This is a genomic window from Streptomyces flaveus (assembly GCF_014647675.1).
Taxonomy (GTDB): domain Bacteria; phylum Actinomycetota; class Actinomycetes; order Streptomycetales; family Streptomycetaceae; genus Streptomyces; species Streptomyces flaveus.
This window is the reverse complement of record NZ_BMPQ01000007.1, coordinates 1-15223: the sequence shown is the minus strand read 5'-3', so window position 1 is coordinate 15223 and position 15223 is coordinate 1. Positions and strand designations below refer to the sequence as shown.

The following is a 15223-nucleotide window of genomic DNA, read 5'->3' as shown; positions in this document are numbered from 1 at the left end:
GCCGGTGCGGTACGCGGCGATCTCTGTCAGCGTCGGGGTGTACTGCTCCGTCGCGATCTGCCCGGTGAGTGCCACCCGGAGCCGGGAGGTCGTGACGCTGCCGAAGCCGGTCACGGTGTGGTCGTGGCCGATGCCGTCGTCGCGGCTCGCGAAGGTCACCCATGCGTCGGTTCTGGGGTCCCAGCGCTGCAGCTCGAACGACTGCACCCGCGGGTTGGTGCCCGAGTCGGTGTACTCGTCCAGGTAGACCTCGTCGAAGGTGGTGTCCGCGCCGAAGTCGACGTCGAGCGTGATCGGGTAGGCCGCGTCATCGGCCGCGGCCCAGCGGGTCGTGAGGTCGCCGTCGGTCAGCTTGTCCGCGGTGAGTGTCCCGTTCGCCCCGGAGTGGGTCGAGCTCGCGGTGACCGGCTTGCCGAGCGCGAGATCGACCCGGTTGTCCACCTCCTCCTCGATGGGGTCGTCGTCGACCGGGTTGGTGACCTGTGGGCCGATACGGCTCTCGGCCATGCCCATGTCCGGTGCGTCGCCGTAGTAGATGTGCGTACCGAGGAAGTCCTTGGTGCCCAGGTGCGGGTTGTACCGGCCGGCGTCGATGAGCGGCGAGTCCTTTCGGAGGGCGAAATGCGCCGCGGCCTTTCGGATCTGCTTCACGCCCGCCCCGGTGACGTATTCGGCGGGGTCACCGACGAACCTTGGGTCGGCCCGGGAACCCTTTGGGTCGGCCGGTTCCTGGGCGGAGTGGGTGCCGCTCGCCTCGTAGTAGTCGTTGTTGGAGAACACGGCCTGCCGTAGGGCGCCGGTCCGGCGGTACCACGGTGTCTCCGTCGTCTTCGAGGTGTTGTAGAAGATGTTGTTCAGGAAGTAGACGCGGCTCAGGAACGTCTCGTCGTGGACGTAGTCGAGGTCCGCGCCGTCGTAGACGAAGGTGTTGTTCACGAAATACGTCGGCGAGTAGTTCGTCGACAGCATGTTTTTCACGAGTACGCCGTTGTCGTTGACGCTCAGGTTGTGGCGGGCTATTGAATTGTGGCTGTTGCCCATGTAGGCCATCCAGCCCGCCGCGTTGTCGTGCGAGTAGTTGTATTGGTACGTGACATTGAAGTTCGTGTACTCGAGGTCCCAGGGGGTGCCGTCGAACTCGTTGTTCGGGCCGCCGTACACCTCGTTGAACTGCATGACCGAGTCTGCGCCCGCCCACAGATAGAGCGCGCAGGACACCGCGTCGTAGCGCTCCAGATAGCCGTTGACCTCGTTGTACTCGACCTTCATGTTCTTGGTGTTGGCGAGCTGGATCGCGCCCTGGCCGATGCTCTCGGCGTAGTTGTGGCCGATGTAGACGTCACGGCTGTACAGGTCGCGGGTACGCACCCACAGCTGTTCCCAGCCCTCGTGCCACTTCCCGCTCTCGTCGTACTGGCCGGAGTCCGCTGAACGGTCGTAGAACCAGTTGAAGGCGAACTGGATGGCGTGCAGTTCGACGTTCTCGAAGGTGTTGTTCTCGATCCGGACGTCCTTGAAGTAATAGCCGCCGGTGTCGTACTCCTTGTAGCTGCGGTTGCCGAAGACCTGGAAGTTGACGCCGCCGTAGTGGATTCGCTGCCAGCTGCTCGGGCCGTCGAGATTGTGGACGTACACGTCCGAGATGCGGAAGTGGTTCATGATGCTGTCCGCGCCGTCCTTCAGGAGGTCGGCGTTGATCGACACCATGATTCCGTCGCGGACGTACGAACCTGTCGTGATGTCGGTCGCGAAGTCGTCGTCATTGGACAGCGCGACGTTGTTGATCTCCCAGTACTGCTGATTGCGCAGCACGATGGCGCCGGTCCTGCCGACGGTTTCGGGATTCTTCGTGCCGTCCGCGTTGAACGGGCTCGGCACCTTCCCGTTCGTCGCGATGTACGGCCGGGCGGCGCTCGGGTCGCCGTACGCCGAGATGGTGATCGGCTTGCCCGCGCTGCCCGAGCCCTTCGGCCACAACTGCTCGTCCTGCCACTGCTCACCGGCCTTCAGCAGGATGCGGTCGCCGGGCGCGAACGTCGTCGCACTCACCTTGGCCAAGGTGCGCCAGGCGGTCTTCGGCGAGGTCCCGGCCGCGTTGTCGCGACCGTTCGTGGCGTCGATGAAGTAGTCCTTGCCGCCGGTCATGTTCGGCGCGTTGCCCGGCCAGCTCGGCTTGGCGACGGCGCGGGCGGGAGCACTGTCCGGAGCCGCGGCGGCGTGCGCGGCGGGAACGAGCGATCCGACGAGCAGCGCGGCGAGCAGGGCGGTGAACAGGGTGCCGAGGCTCGCGCGGAGCGCCCGCGCTGAGGGCCAACGGCGCCTCCGCACCGCCTCGTTGACGGGGGGTGATGCAGTATCGGCGGGTCTCATTTCTGCACATCCTCTGCATTGATGGCGTCCACCGCCGAGGTGTCGACATCTATGTCGCTGTTGTCGACCCGGCGCTGGAGGAACTGGGTGAACTTCTCCTCGACGAGCGACTGCCGGATCCGCCGTCGGTAGTCGGCGAACGCCTTGTCCTCGTCGACCTTCTTGCTGTCGAGCTCGTAGTAGGTGATCTGGCCGGTGCCCGTGACCGGGGCGGATCTCTCGCCCGGGGCGAGGTTCCCGAGCGCCGCCATCAGGTCCTGGTCGCGAGCGTTCAGCCCGGTCGAGCCACTGCCGTCGTACGTGCCGGTCGTCAGCTTGGCTCCGGGCTCCCCGGCGGCGACGTCCGCGAGGTGCTTGGCGGCGGCCACTCGCCGCTGCAGGCCGGCCGGGTAGTCGGCGGAAGCACCGTCGGGCACCGGCACGACGAGCTGCGAGTACTTGTACGTGGTCGCGTTGGCGCTCCAGGCGTCCCGGTCGGCGTCGAACTCGCGCCGGACCTCGGCACCGGTGACCCGGAGCGAGTCTCCGGCGTCCCTGCTGAGCCGCTTCTTCAAGTTCGTGGTGAGTTCGGTGAGCCGGTGTGTGTAGTACTCCTCGGGGGAGAACTGCGCGACGCCGTAGACAGTCCTGCCCGCTGCGATGCCCTCGGCACGGGACTCGTTCTCTTCGGCCAGTTCGGCGAGGAAGTCCGCGTGGTCCACGGAGTCGATGAGTCCCTGCTCCTTCGCGAGGACGAGCGTGGTCTTGTCCCGCCAGATCTCGCCGAGCGCCCGGGTCTCGAGCCGCTGGAGTGCGGTCTTGTCGCCGGCCTTCGCGTTCCAGTCGGTCTCGCCCCGGAGGTTGTACTTGTTGCGCAGCTCGTTCTGCACGGTCGGGACCAGCCGCCGCATGTGGAAGAGCAGTTCGTCGCGGGTCACGGGGTGCCCGTCGAGGGAGGCGACCTCGTTGGTTCGGTCGTCGCGGAGCAACGTGATTCCGGTGACGACCAGCGCGGCGAGGGCGATGCACACACCGGTGAACAGGGCGACGGCCCTGCGTGACGGCCTGCGCGAAGTACCTGGCCTGCGGGCGGTGTTCGGCTTGCGTGCCGTACTTGGCTTACCCGGCTTGCGTGAGGTGCTGGGCTTGCGCGAAGCGCCCGGCTTACGTGACGTGCCCTGTCTGGGCAAGGTCCCCTTCATGAGGCCGCCCCGATCGCGGCCACGCGGGCGACGACAGGCGTGTCCCGCGCCTCCGGCACCTCGACCCGTACGGAGTCGACCTCGACCGGCGTGAACGTCAGGATGCGCTGGTAGCCCACCGCGTGCGCCTCGGCGAGCGTCGACCACCGGCCGTCCCGGCAGCCCCGTACGACGACATGCTCGATGCGCTGCCCCTGCGTGATGTCCTCGCCCACGACGACCGCCTCGACCGGGCGGGGTCGTCCGAACGCAAGCGTCACGCCGGGCAGTTGGTCCGTGTCGTCCGGTCGCCACGGCATACGCCCCTCGCCGGGCCACGCAGTCGCAACGTCGCCCGCGTCCCCGGACGAGACCGTCGCGGACGCCTCGACCCGCCGTGCCCGGAAGTCCTCGATGCGCCGCCCCAGTTGCTCAAGGACCGCCACGTCGGTGTCCCGCACCCGCCCGTCCCGGTCCGGCGGGACATTGAGCAGAAAGCAGGAGTTGCCGCCGACGGCGCGCAGATAGATGGTGAACAGCTCGTCCACGGAACGGACTTCGGCGTCCTCGGCCGGGTGGTGGAACCAGCCGGGACGGATCGAGGTGTTGACCTCGGCCGGGTACCAGACCAGGTCGTCCTCGTGCCCGGCCAGGGCGGCGCGGCTGCCGAGGTCGCGGTCGTCGCTGCGTACGAGCCGCGCGAAGGCGCCGTCGTCCGCCTGCTGTGAGCGGTCCGCGGTCCGCTCGGCGTCCTGCAGGGCACGCGGGACGACGCTCCACTCGTCGGGGCGGGTGTCCCCTGCCTCGTTGCCACACCAGCGGACGTCGGGTCCGCACACGCTGATGACCGCATCCGGCTGCAACTCGCGGACCACTGCGTAGTACCGCTCCCAGTCGTAGACCTGGCGCTTGCCGTTCGGACCCTCGCCGTTCGCGCCGTCCAGCCAGACCGAGAACACCGGCCCGTATCGGGTGAGGAGTTCGGTGAGCTGGGCGACGTAGAAGTCGTCGTACGCGGTCCCGGAGCCGTAGGACGCCTCGGTGCGGTCCCAGGGCGACAGGTAGATCCCGAACCGCAGGCCGTGCCGCCGGGCCGCGTCGGCGACCTCGGCGACCACGTCGCCCCGGCCGTCGCGCCACGGTGACGAGGCGACCGAGTAGGCCGTCACGCCGCTCGGCCACAGGCAGAAGCCGTCGTGGTGCTTGCAGGTGAGGATCACGCCGGTCATCCCGGCGCTCTTGAGTGCCGCGACCCACTGATCGGCGTCGAGCCCGGCCGGGTCGAAGGCGGCCGGATCGTCGTGGCCCTCGCCCCACTCCCGGTCCGTCATGGTGTTCATGCCGAAGTGGATGAACCCGTAGAACTCCATTGCCTGCCAGGTGAGTTGTCGCTCACTCGGCCGGACCGCAGCCAGCGCCAAGGCCCGCGCCCGTCCGGACGCCGCTGCCGCCGCCGCGGTCACCGGAACCGCCGGTTGTACGCGGCGAGCAGGACCAGTAGCCCGGCCAGCGCGGCGAGCATGACCAGCAGGTTGCCCCACCCGACCGTCGTGCGCGCGGTGACGACGAGCGTGAGGCAGGCTGCCGCGACGAGCGTACGGGCGGTGACGAGCAGCGCCGTACGCGTCGATTCCTTCATGAAGATTCCTTCCGCTGATGCCGCGAGCAACTGATGCCGCCGGAGGGCCGGTTCAGCCCTTCACTCCGCCGGATGCCATGCCCTCGATGAGCCGACGCTGGATGACCGCGTAGAGGATGAGGACGGGAACGATGACGATGACCATGCCGGCGTAGAGACGCCCGTAGTCGGCCGCCGCCTTCTGCGCGGTGAACAGGTTGAGCAGGCCGACCTGCAGCGTCTTGCCCTCGCCGGGGAGCAGGGTGAGCGCGATGATGAAGTCGTTCCAGTAGGCCAGGAAGTTGAACAGGATCACGGTGGTGACCGCAGGGCGCGCCATCGGGAGCATGACCTGAGTCATGATCCGGAAGCGGGACGCTCCGTCGATCGCGGCGGCCTCCTCGTACTCGACCGGTATCGACCGGAAGTACGCGGTGAGCAGGTAGATGGTGAACGGGATCGACGTGGCCGCGTAGACGAGCGACAGGACTGAGGGGTTGTCGATGAAGAACCCGCCGGGGAAGACGTCGATGAGCGCGCGGTCCCAGTCGACGAGCATGAGGAAGATCGGTACGACGATGTAGTTGACGTTGACGAAGAGACCGGCCAGGAGCGCGGTCTCCACGACGCGACGGCCCCGGAACTCGTACCGGGCGATGACGTAGGCCGCCGGCACGGAGACCGCCAGGACGAGGACCAGGCCGAGCACGGTGACGAACACCGATGTCAGGAAGTACTGGCCCATGTGCGCGTCGACGAACGCGTGGACGTAGTTGGCGGAGTGTAGACCCTTCGGCAGCGTCCAGGGGCTGCCGAAGAACTCGCTCTTCTGCTTGAGCGAGGCGAGCAGCACCCAGGCGACCGGTACCGCGATGGCGAGCGCGAGGGCGATGACAAGGGCGTAGGTGAGGGCCCGGCCCCTGCGGGGGCGGGACGACGACTTGATCGTAGTCATGGTGTCCGTCCTCAAAGAGCTCTCAGAACTGGAGGGGCTCGCGCCGCGTCGCCCGGCTCACCAGGAGCGACACGAGGAACGAGAACGCGAAGATGACGACACCGATGGCCATGCCGTAGCCGTACGAGGAGTTCGTGTACGCCTGCTTGTACATGTAGCTCAGCAGGACCTCGGAGGAGCCGTCGGGCCCGCCGCCCGTCATCGCGCGGACCAGGACGAAGCTGAGGTTGACAGCGCTCATGATGAAGAACGTCAGCGTGGTGCGGAGGTTCTGCCAGATGAGCGGCAGCGTGATGGCGAAGAACTGCCGGGCGGCGGAGGCCCCGTCGAGCGCGCTCGCCTCGTAGAGCTCCTCCGGGATGCTCGACATGCTCGCCATGTAGAGGACCATGTAGTAGCCCAGCGACTGCCAGACCATCGCGATCGCGACGGAGTAGACCACGAGTTTCTGGTCGCCGAGCCAGACCTGTTGCAGGCCGTCCAGCGACAACAGCCGGAGTGTGCTGTTGAGCAGGCCGTTCTCCTGGTCGTACACGGCGGAGAAGACCGCCGCGATCACGACCACCGAGAGCACGTTGGGGATGTAGAGGATGAACCGGTACAGGTTTCGCCCGCGCAGCCGCTGCCGGGTCATGATCGCGGCGAGGAACAGGCCCATGCCCATCGTCACGACGGTCACCACGACCAGGAGCGCGACCGTGTTCTGGAAGGCGCGCACGAACTGCTCGTCGTCGAGGAGACGGGAGAAGTTGTCGAGCCCCACGAACCGCTTGTCCGGGGAGAACCCGCTCCAGGTGTAGAAGGACATCCGGAACACGTTCATGGTCGGGACGACCATGAACACCGCGAAGAGCACCAGCGCGGGGAGCAGACAGGCGAGTACGAAGCGGGTGTTGCCGCGCCGCCGGGCCGGGCCACGGGTGCCGCGCCGGGAACTCCCGCCGACCGGTGCCGATTTGGATGCGTGGTTCGTCGAGCCTGGGGGTGGGGTGGGAGTGGAGAGGGTCGTCACCGTGCCGGTCCTTGGGTCGCTCGAGGGGTGCTCGATGGCGTCGAAGGTGAGCGGAGAGGGTCTCCCGGGTCTGCCGAGTCGGAGGGGCTCCGGCGGTGGTCCGGGCCGGCCGGGCCACCACCGGGCACGTCAGTCGCCTGCCTGGCGCAGCTTCTCGCTGGCGTCGTTCAGCGCGTCCTGCCACTTGTTCTCGGTGGTGTCGCCGCTGATGATGCTGTTGGCGGTGTCGAAGAGCGTGGCCTTGATGTCGACGCCCTCGACGGGTGCGGTACTCGCGAACCCGCCGACGAGCGGGGCGACCGACGGGTCCTCGTACACCTTGTAGAACTCGGCGTTCTCCCCGGACAGGCTGCTCACGATGCCCTCGATCGGCTGGATCGCGTTCGACTCGGCGAAGGTCTTCGCCGCCTCGTCGGAGTACAGGTAGGCGATGAAGTCCTTTGCCGCGTCCTTGTTTTCGGCGGCGCTGGGAATCCAGACCGACTCGACCGACGTCGTGATGTAGCGCTTGCTGCCCGCGGTGACCGCCGGCAGCGGCGTCAGACCCCACTTGAAGCCCTTCGCGCGGGGAGCCTCCGCCATCTCGCCGACGATCCAGGTTCCGTTCGGCATGAACAGCGCCTTGTTGTCGAGGACCAGCTGCTGGTTCTTGGTGAAGTCCTGCTCGTTGGCGTAGCCGACGGTGGCCGGTGCGGCGTAGTCCAGCAGCCGGGTGGTGATGTCGAGAGCCTTCCGGGCGTTCGCCGTCTTCCAGACATCCTTCTTGTACGTCATGACGTCGGTGTAGAACTGCTCCCCGCCGACGTCGGCGAGGAGCGCGAAGAAGAACGAGTCGAGGTAGCCGGCGGTCGGGTAGGTGAACAGCGGTATGCCCTGCTTCTTGGCCGTGTCTCCGAGCGCGAACATCTCGTCCCAGGTGCTCGGGACCTTCCAGCCCTTCTGCTCGAACAGGCCCTGGTTGTAGAAGAGTCCGGTCGGCGCGTAGTACATCGGCATGAGGTACGTCTGATCGTTGCGGTAGGGGTTGGTGTTGAGATTGCCGACGATGCCCTCGGTGAGCTTGTCCCCCACGGTGGTGTTCTCGCCGGGGACCTTCTCCTTCAGTACCGGTGTGAGGTCCTCAAGGGCCTTGTCCTTGATGAGGGTCTCGGTGAGTGCGGCCTCGCGGCCCTGGCCGAGCACCACGACGTCCGGGTACCGTCCCGCCTTCATGTTCGGGGTGATCTCGTCTTCGATGCTCTTCGAGATCTGCAGCTGAACATCGATGTCGGGGTGCGAGGCCTCGTACTGCTTGATGACCTGCGTGTACATGTCCCGGCCGTAGCCGCCTTCGAGAGCGGCGACCTTGAGGGTCGTCCTGCCGGAGTCCGAGCCGCCCCCGCCGGCGGAACAGCCGGCGAGCAGTCCGAACACCGTGACCGCGGCGCCCGCGAGGACGAGCGATCTCCTCATGTGGGGTCCTTCCCGTGGACAGTTGCCCACCTTGCTCATGCCGATCCCGGCGCTTGTTATGGTGGCATCGATAACATGACGGCCTTACGGTGGCACCGACTGGCACGAAGGCGCAAGGGGCCCACGAGAGGCATTTGACGAACGGCCGAGGCGGAGCTGAGCGAGAACGGCTGAGGCGAGGCTCAGCCGGACCGCGGCGGTGCCGTGGAGGCGCGTACCGACAGTGACGCGGTGACGACGGATTCGTCGACACCGGCATCGTCGCCCCGCAGCAGAAGGGCGACCGCCGCCGCGCCGTAGCGGTAGAAGTCCTGGCGGACGGTCGTCAGCGGCGGAGAGCCGTAGGCCGCGAGGGCGATGTCGTCGACACTCACGATGGAGACGTCGTCGGGCACCGACCGGCCACGCTCGCGCAGGGCGCGGATCACCCCGAAGGCCATCTCGTCGCTGGCGACGAAGACCGCGGTCACGTCCGGGATCATCGCGATGATCTGCCCTTGCCGGTATCCCGAGTCGGGCGACCAGTCGCCCTCGAGGGGCGGCGGCGCCTCGATCCCGGCCGCGGCCAGGCACTCCTGCCAGCCCTGTCGCCGCTGGCGCGCCTCGATCCACTCGTCCGGGCCGGAGATGTGCCAAACCTGGCGATGCCCCAGGTCGAGCAGGTGCTGCGTGGCGACACGGCCCGCCTCCTGCTGGTCGATCCCGAGCACGCGGGCGCCCGCTGTCCGTGAGCCGTCGAGGGTGACGGTCGGGATGTCGCGGGTGATGTCCTCCATCTTCGGCGTCACGGAGATGAGCGGTACGGCGATGACGAAGCCGTCGACGCCCTGGTCGGCGAGCTTGGAGAGGGATCGCTCCATCAGGCCGGTGTCGAGCGCGGCGATGGTCGCGATGCTCACCGCGTACCCGGCCTCACCGGCGGCCGCCTCGACACCGGCGGTCACCGCCGAGCGCGAGTAGTAGCCACCGGACGCCAGCAGCACGAGCCCGATGGTGTGGCTGCGCCCGGAGGAGAGCGCCCTGGCTGCGCTGTTGAACCGGTAGCCGATCTGGTCCACGGCGGCGAGCACGCGCCTCTTGGTCTCGGGGTTGACGTTCGGCGAGCCGCGGAGCGCGCGCGAGACGGTCTGCGCCGACACCCCGGCGGTCCGGGCCACGTCGGCCATGCTCGGCTGCCTCAGCCTCGCGGCGCCCTCGGTCATCGTGCTCCCCTCCCGCGGCCGGCGCGCCTGCTCGTCGGCCGTCCACCAGATCCTATCGAACCTTGTTACTCATGGCATCGATAACATACGCTCACACGGTGACTGAGCCGCCCACGACACACATCTCTTCGGCCCACACCACGACCGACGCGGCGGCCGGCGCCGCCACCAGCGCGCTCACCTGGCGCGAGGGCCGCCTGTACCGGCACGGCGTACCCCATCGCATCCTGTCGGGGGCGCTGCACTACTTCCGTGTCCACCCCGACCTCTGGCGGGACCGGATCCGCCGGATCGCCGACCTCGGACTGAACACGGTCGACACCTACGTGCCCTGGAACTTTCACCAGCCCCACGAGAACGAGCCGCCACGCTTCGACGGCTGGCGGAACGTGGAGCGGTTCATCCGCACGGTGGGCGAGGAAGGCCTCGACGTCATCGTCCGGCCCGGCCCGTACATCTGCGCGGAGTGGTCAGGCGGCGGCCTGCCGAGCTGGCTCACCGGCCGGGACGTCGCGGTCCGCAGCTCGGATCCGGCGTTCACCTCCGCTGTCGGCCGCTGGTTCGACGAGCTGGTCCCGCGTATCACCTCGCTCCAGGCATCCGAGGGCGGGCCGGTCGTGGCGGTGCAGGTGGAGAACGAGTTCGGCAGCTTCGGCGACGACCACGCCTACCTGCGCTGGAATCGCCAGGCCCTGACCCAACGGGGCATCGGGGAGCTGCTGTTCACCGCCGACGGCCCCACCGAGCTCATGCTGGACGGCGGCACCCTGCCCGGCACCCTGACGGCCGTCACCCTGGGCTCCCAGCCCGGCGCCGCCCGGCAGCTCCTGGCCACGCGGCGACCGGACGAGCCGTTCGTGGTCGCCGAGTTCTGGAACGGCTGGTTCGACACATGGGGCAAGCGGCACCACGTTCGCGGGGTGGACAGCGCGGTCGGCACACTCCGCGGCATCATCGCCGACGGCGGCAGTGTGAGCATCTACATGGCACACGGCGGCACCAACTTCGGCCTATGGGCGGGCGCCAACGAAGACGAAGGCCGACTGCAGCCCATCGTCACGAGCTACGACTCCGACGCGCCGATCGCCGAGGACGGCAGCCTCACCGCCAAGTTCTTCGCCATACGCGAGGCGCTCGGCGCCCGGGGCCCCCTCCGCTCCCCCGCGCGGCTGCCGACGCTCCCGCCGACCCGTGTCCCGCTCGTCCACCGCGCCGACCTGCTCGCCGGCATCCGCGCAGTGCCGACCCCGGTCCCGGCCTTGACCGCTCCGCGCCCCGCCTCGTTCGAGCAGTTGGGGCTCGACGCGGGCATGGTCCTGCACACCGCGTATCCGCGTATCCCGGCGGGCGAGCACCGGCTCGTCCTCACCGACGTACGCGACCGGGCGTTGGTCTTCTGCGACGGCACGTGGCTGGGTGTCACCGACCCTGACTCCCCGGAACTCCCCATCCACGGAACCGGCGAAGTCGTACGGCTGGATGTCCTGGTCGAGAACCTCGGCCGGGTGAACTACGGCCCGGGCATCGGCGGGCACAAGGGCCTGCTCGGTCCCGTCCTCGTCGACCGGCGCACCGTGCAGGGCTGGGACAGCACGCCGGTCGCCCTGCAGGAGTGGTCCGCCACGGAGCTGGCCGACGCGGTCGCCGCCGGACCCGCGACCACGCACACGGGGTTCGCCGTCGCGACGTTCGACGTCGACACGCCCGCGGACACTTTCCTCGCGCTGCCCGGATCGAGCCGTGGCCTCGTCTGGGTCAACGGCTTCCTGCTCGGCCGTTACTGGGAGATCGGCCCACAGGTCACGCTGTACTGCCCGGCACCGCTGCTGCGCGTCGGCGAGAACACCGTGACGGTCCTCGAGCTGGAACGGCTCGGCGGAGTCCTGGAGTTGCGGGACCGCCCGGAGCTCGGACCGCCGGAGGAGTACGTCGAGGAGTTCGGCTGAGCCGCCACCGCCGGGATACCCGCCTGAGCGCTCCGGAGACGCGCTGTGGGCCACCGACCCGCGGTGGAGCAGGATCCCGGTGGCATCCCTCCTCACTATGACCGCCGTCGTCCAGGACGACGTCCGCCGACGCGTTGTCTTCGGTGTCTACGGCCCGGGAGATCCGCTCCTGTGGAGGAGTTGGCGGCCGATTTCGAGGTGTCCGCTGCCCGCCTCGTCGAACCTCTCCGGCCTTTTTCCCCTCTACTCACCTAGACATTCTTCAACCCCAATTGACCAGTAGGTTCTCGGGGATCCGACCACTCAGGGGGGAAACACACCCATGACCACGTATCACCACACACCGAGACGTCCCGGGCGTCTCAGACTCGTCGGTGCCGCGGTGACCGCGCTCGCCCTCGCGGCGACGGGGACCGCGACACAGGCGATGGCCGCGCAGGACACGGCGCGGAAGCCACAGTCGGCCAAGACACCGCCGCCGCCCGTGCCGACGCTCACCTGGTCCGACTGCCAGGGCGGCTTCGAGTGCGCCAACGCCGAGGTTCCGCTGGACTACCGGGAGCCGCAGGGCCGCACGATCACGCTCGCGGTGGTCCGTAAGAAGGCGGCTGACCCGGCGAAGCGCAAGGGCACGCTCTTCATGCAGCCCGGCGGGCCCGGCAACTCCGGAGTGGACTTCGTCCGCAACAACTACGAGGACCTGCCGGCCGCGCTGCGCGACTCGTTCGACGTCTTCGGCTACGACGTCCGCGGTGTCGGCCGCAGTTCGGCGCTGACCTGCTTCGACGACGCCCGCTACACCAAGGCCGTCACCGACGCGAAGGGTGTTCCCGGCCCCGACGCCTTCGGCGCGGCGGTGCGCGAGGCAGCCGAGTTCAACCAGGCCTGCCTCGACAACTCGGGCCAACTGCTGCCGTACGTCGGCACCGAGTACGTCGCCCGTGACATCGACCTGCTCCGGCAGGCGCTCGGCGAGGAGCAACTGACCTACTACGGGCGGTCGTTCGGCTCGTACATCGGCACCGTCTACGCGGCGCTGTTCCCGAAGCGGGTGCGCGCGCTGTCGCTCGACGGGGCGTACGACCCGTACAAGTACGCCAACCGTCCCTACGACTACGACCGGACCCAGTATCTGGCGCTGGACGGCACGATGAGCCGCTTCCTCGACTGGTGCGCCGCCGACCAGGTCACCTGCGGCTTCGGCGATGGCGACCCGCGCGGGGCGTTCGAGAAGCTGAAGAGCGACCTCGACGCGAACCCGGTGCCGACCGCGAACGGCGGGCAGGCCAACGGCTACACCCTCGTCTACCGGCTGATGTTCAACATCAACGAGGGCAAGGTCATCTGGCCCTCGCTCGGCGCGGCGCTGAAGAAGGCGCAACTGCGGGACAACACCTCGTTCCTGCTGCGGCCGCCGTCCCCGGCCAGCTTCGACTTCCTCGGCCCGAACGTGGTCGTCGAGTGCGTCGACAAGGACTACCCGAAGAGCCTGCGCAAGCTGCAGCGGAACGTGACGGCCAACGCGAAGGACGCGCCGCTGCTGGGCCCGGCCATGGCGTACGGTCCGCCGACGTACGACCACCAGCACGCCACCGCGTGCGCGCAGTGGCCCGCCGAGAAGGCCAGCCGCTACGACGGCTCCTTCCGGGCGAGGGGTTCGGCGCCGATCCTGGTCCTCGGCACCACCGGTGACCCGGACACCCCGTACCAGGACGCGGTCGCCCTCAGCCGGCAGCTGGACAACGCCTCGCTGCTGACCTTCCAGGCCGAGGGGCACACCGCCTTCGGCCGCAGCGCCTGCGCGACGGACGCGGTCGTCGGCTATCTGGTCGACCTGAAGGTGCCGGCCTCCGGCACGACCTGCGCCGACGAGACCCAGCCGCCGTCCACCACACCGAAGACGGCCCCGCCCGGCACGACCCTGGGCGAACTCCGCAACGGCGTCAACGAGCACGTGGAGCGCATCGGCGACGTGAGCTGACCGTTTCCGTGAACCGACCGGCGCGGTGAGCTGATCGGTTCCATGCCTGATCGGCCGACACGAACCCCGGGGCGCCCGCCCCTACACGGCGAGCGCCCCGGGGTTTCGCACGTCCTCAGCACGTTGGGTGGCACGTCGCACGGCACGGAAAGCGCGGTTCCTCTACATGGCATGAGCTTGACTCACTCCCGGCAGTACCGCCGAGTCGTTCCGCCAGCCCCCACAACTCAGGGCATCCAGGCGTACGCACCACACGGCCACCGATGCCCGCCTGGTCGACCCACGAGAACGCGTGGCGCCAGGCCTCACGCCCCGAGTCCCCAGGCTGGGACCCCGCAGGCCAGGAGTGCATCGCCCGGCTGCGGGTGAGGGAGGCCGAACTTGTGATTGTGATCGTCTGTCATCCGTTCTGGTCCGAGATTGAGCTGGTCGAGCACATGGCGGCCCGCAGTCAGCTCAAGCACCGCCGCGAGCGGGCGCCGGGCCCGAGCCGGCCGAGTGGCGGCCCGGCCCAGGCGCCGGATGGTTCCTGCGGGCGGAGGAACTACGGCCTGTCGAGGACTCCCGGGGTGTCATGCAGGACCACGCTCCGCTGCAGCGGAACCCGCTCCGTGCGGAGCGTGTTCACCGGTGCCGCCGGGTCAGCCATGCCGAAGGAGATGCCGAACAGCAGCTTGAGCTCCGCGGGGACACCCAGGAACTCGCGGACGGTGTCGGCGTAGACGCCGAGTACGGTCTGCGGGATGCCGGCCAGCCCCCGGGCCGCCAGCGAGAGCAGGAAGTTCTGCGCGTACATGCCGATGTCACCGGCCGTCCGTACCCCGTCGCCGAGGGCCGGCATGAACAGGAAGGCGGCATGGGGAGCGCCGTAGAACTCCAGGTTCTCGCGGACCGCCGCCCTCCTGCCGTCCCGGTCCGAGCGCTCGACACCGCGGGCCCGGTAGACACTCGCACCCAGGGCCTGTGACCGCTCGAGGTAGAGGCCCTCGCCGTAGCCATCGGTGAAATCCGGGGAGGTCCGTCCCTCCTCCTCGGCCCGGAGCAGCTCTTTGGCCAGGGCGTCCCGTGCCGCACCCGAGACGACGTGCACCGTCCACGGCTGGGTGTTGCTGTTCGAGGGGGCGGTCTGTGCGTCTTCCAGCACGCCGCGGATGTCCGAAGGGGACAGGGCGGTGGGCAGGAACTGCCGGGGGGAGCGTCGGGAGCGTGCGAGGTCGGTGAAGGGTGATGCGGTGCCGGGCAAGGCGGTTCCTCTCCATGGCGCGCAGTCGCCGCCACAGTGGCCGCGGCGCAGCGCGGTACGGCAGGCCATGCGACGAGGCAGCCGACGTAAGGGCCGGGCGCGGGACGCACCTCTGCGGGTATCGGCAGGCATGCGGATGCTCGCAGGCCGCGGCGTGCCGAGGCTGCGGGTCGCAGCGTGGGGGGGACTGTGCGCTCTTCGTGTTCGTCGTGTGTGTTCGTGGCGTGCCGGCGTTGCCGCTCTCGTGTCGTTGCGTGGACGAGAGCCGTGTCGGGTGTCTCAGC

At 68.7% G+C, this 15223-nt stretch carries 11 protein-coding genes and 1 pseudogene; 3 read left to right on the top strand and 9 right to left on the bottom strand.

Features of this window, described 5'->3' with window-relative positions:
- From IEZ21_RS16225 to IEZ21_RS16190, 8 genes are all read right to left on the bottom strand, one after another.
- Positions 1-2370, bottom strand: a 2370-nt coding sequence (locus IEZ21_RS16225) for a discoidin domain-containing protein (RefSeq protein WP_189322613.1), incomplete at its 3' end; no start/stop codon positions are given.
- Positions 2367-3539, bottom strand: coding sequence for a hypothetical protein (locus tag IEZ21_RS16220; RefSeq protein WP_213089303.1), 1173 nt, complete (start codon positions 3537-3539; stop codon positions 2367-2369). The genes IEZ21_RS16220 and IEZ21_RS16225, both read right to left, overlap by 4 nt.
- An 8-nt stretch (positions 3540-3547) precedes the next feature.
- Entirely contained in the window at positions 3548-4870 is a 1323-nt protein-coding gene (locus tag IEZ21_RS16215; protein WP_246567795.1) for an alpha-L-fucosidase, read from the bottom strand.
- A 119-nt stretch (positions 4871-4989) separates the two neighbouring features.
- On the bottom strand, positions 4990-5169 hold the full coding sequence (locus tag IEZ21_RS16210; protein WP_189322610.1) for a DUF6903 family protein: 180 nt from the start codon (positions 5167-5169) through the stop codon (positions 4990-4992).
- A gap of 52 nt (positions 5170-5221) precedes the next feature.
- The gene (locus IEZ21_RS16205; protein ID WP_189322609.1) at positions 5222-6103 is read right to left on the bottom strand and encodes a carbohydrate ABC transporter permease; all 882 of its coding nucleotides are present in this window, start codon (positions 6101-6103) and stop codon (positions 5222-5224) included.
- A 22-nt stretch (positions 6104-6125) separates the two neighbouring features.
- A complete protein-coding gene (locus tag IEZ21_RS16200; RefSeq protein WP_213089301.1) occupies positions 6126-7115 on the bottom strand; it encodes a carbohydrate ABC transporter permease in 990 nt (329 codons plus the stop codon).
- Positions 7116-7244: 129 nt separating this feature from the next.
- On the bottom strand, positions 7245-8567 hold the full coding sequence (locus tag IEZ21_RS16195; RefSeq protein ID WP_189322608.1) for a carbohydrate ABC transporter substrate-binding protein: 1323 nt from the start codon (positions 8565-8567) through the stop codon (positions 7245-7247).
- A gap of 182 nt (positions 8568-8749) precedes the next feature.
- Positions 8750-9769 (bottom strand): LacI family DNA-binding transcriptional regulator, encoded by a 1020-nt coding sequence (locus IEZ21_RS16190; RefSeq protein WP_189322607.1) that lies wholly within the window; start codon positions 9767-9769, stop codon positions 8750-8752.
- 71 nt (positions 9770-9840) lie between these two features.
- Between IEZ21_RS16190 and IEZ21_RS16185 the strand changes: the two genes are divergently transcribed.
- From IEZ21_RS16185 to IEZ21_RS49215, 3 genes and pseudogenes are all read left to right on the top strand, one after another.
- A complete protein-coding gene (locus IEZ21_RS16185; RefSeq protein WP_189322606.1) occupies positions 9841-11715 on the top strand; it encodes a glycoside hydrolase family 35 protein in 1875 nt (624 codons plus the stop codon).
- A 322-nt stretch (positions 11716-12037) separates the two neighbouring features.
- Positions 12038-13696 (top strand): alpha/beta hydrolase, encoded by a 1659-nt coding sequence (locus tag IEZ21_RS16180; protein WP_189322605.1) that lies wholly within the window; start codon positions 12038-12040, stop codon positions 13694-13696.
- A 263-nt stretch (positions 13697-13959) separates the two neighbouring features.
- Positions 13960-14148 (top strand): annotated as a pseudogene (locus IEZ21_RS49215) (DUF8825 domain-containing protein); the annotation flags it as partial.
- A gap of 92 nt (positions 14149-14240) precedes the next feature.
- On the opposite strand, the gene IEZ21_RS16175 reads toward IEZ21_RS49215, so the two are convergent.
- On the bottom strand, positions 14241-14939 hold the full coding sequence (locus IEZ21_RS16175; protein ID WP_189322604.1) for a nitroreductase: 699 nt from the start codon (positions 14937-14939) through the stop codon (positions 14241-14243).
- Positions 14940-15223: the final 284 nt, after the last annotated feature.

Bases quoted from the DNA above. Each gene is read 5' to 3' on its own strand.
- IEZ21_RS16210 (WP_189322610.1), bottom strand. From the start codon at position 5,169: ATGAAGGAATCGACGCGTACGGCGCTGCTCGTCACCGCCCGTACGCTC.
- IEZ21_RS16185 (WP_189322606.1), top strand. From the start codon at position 9,841: ATGGCATCGATAACATACGCTCACACGGTGACTGAGCCGCCCACGACA.
- IEZ21_RS16205 (WP_189322609.1), bottom strand. From the start codon at position 6,103: ATGACTACGATCAAGTCGTCGTCCCGCCCCCGCAGGGGCCGGGCCCTC.
- IEZ21_RS16190 (WP_189322607.1), bottom strand. From the start codon at position 9,769: ATGACCGAGGGCGCCGCGAGGCTGAGGCAGCCGAGCATGGCCGACGTG.
- IEZ21_RS16195 (WP_189322608.1), bottom strand. From the start codon at position 8,567: ATGAGGAGATCGCTCGTCCTCGCGGGCGCCGCGGTCACGGTGTTCGGA.
- IEZ21_RS16180 (WP_189322605.1), top strand. From the start codon at position 12,038: ATGACCACGTATCACCACACACCGAGACGTCCCGGGCGTCTCAGACTC.
- IEZ21_RS16215 (WP_246567795.1), bottom strand. From the start codon at position 4,870: ATGAACACCATGACGGACCGGGAGTGGGGCGAGGGCCACGACGATCCG.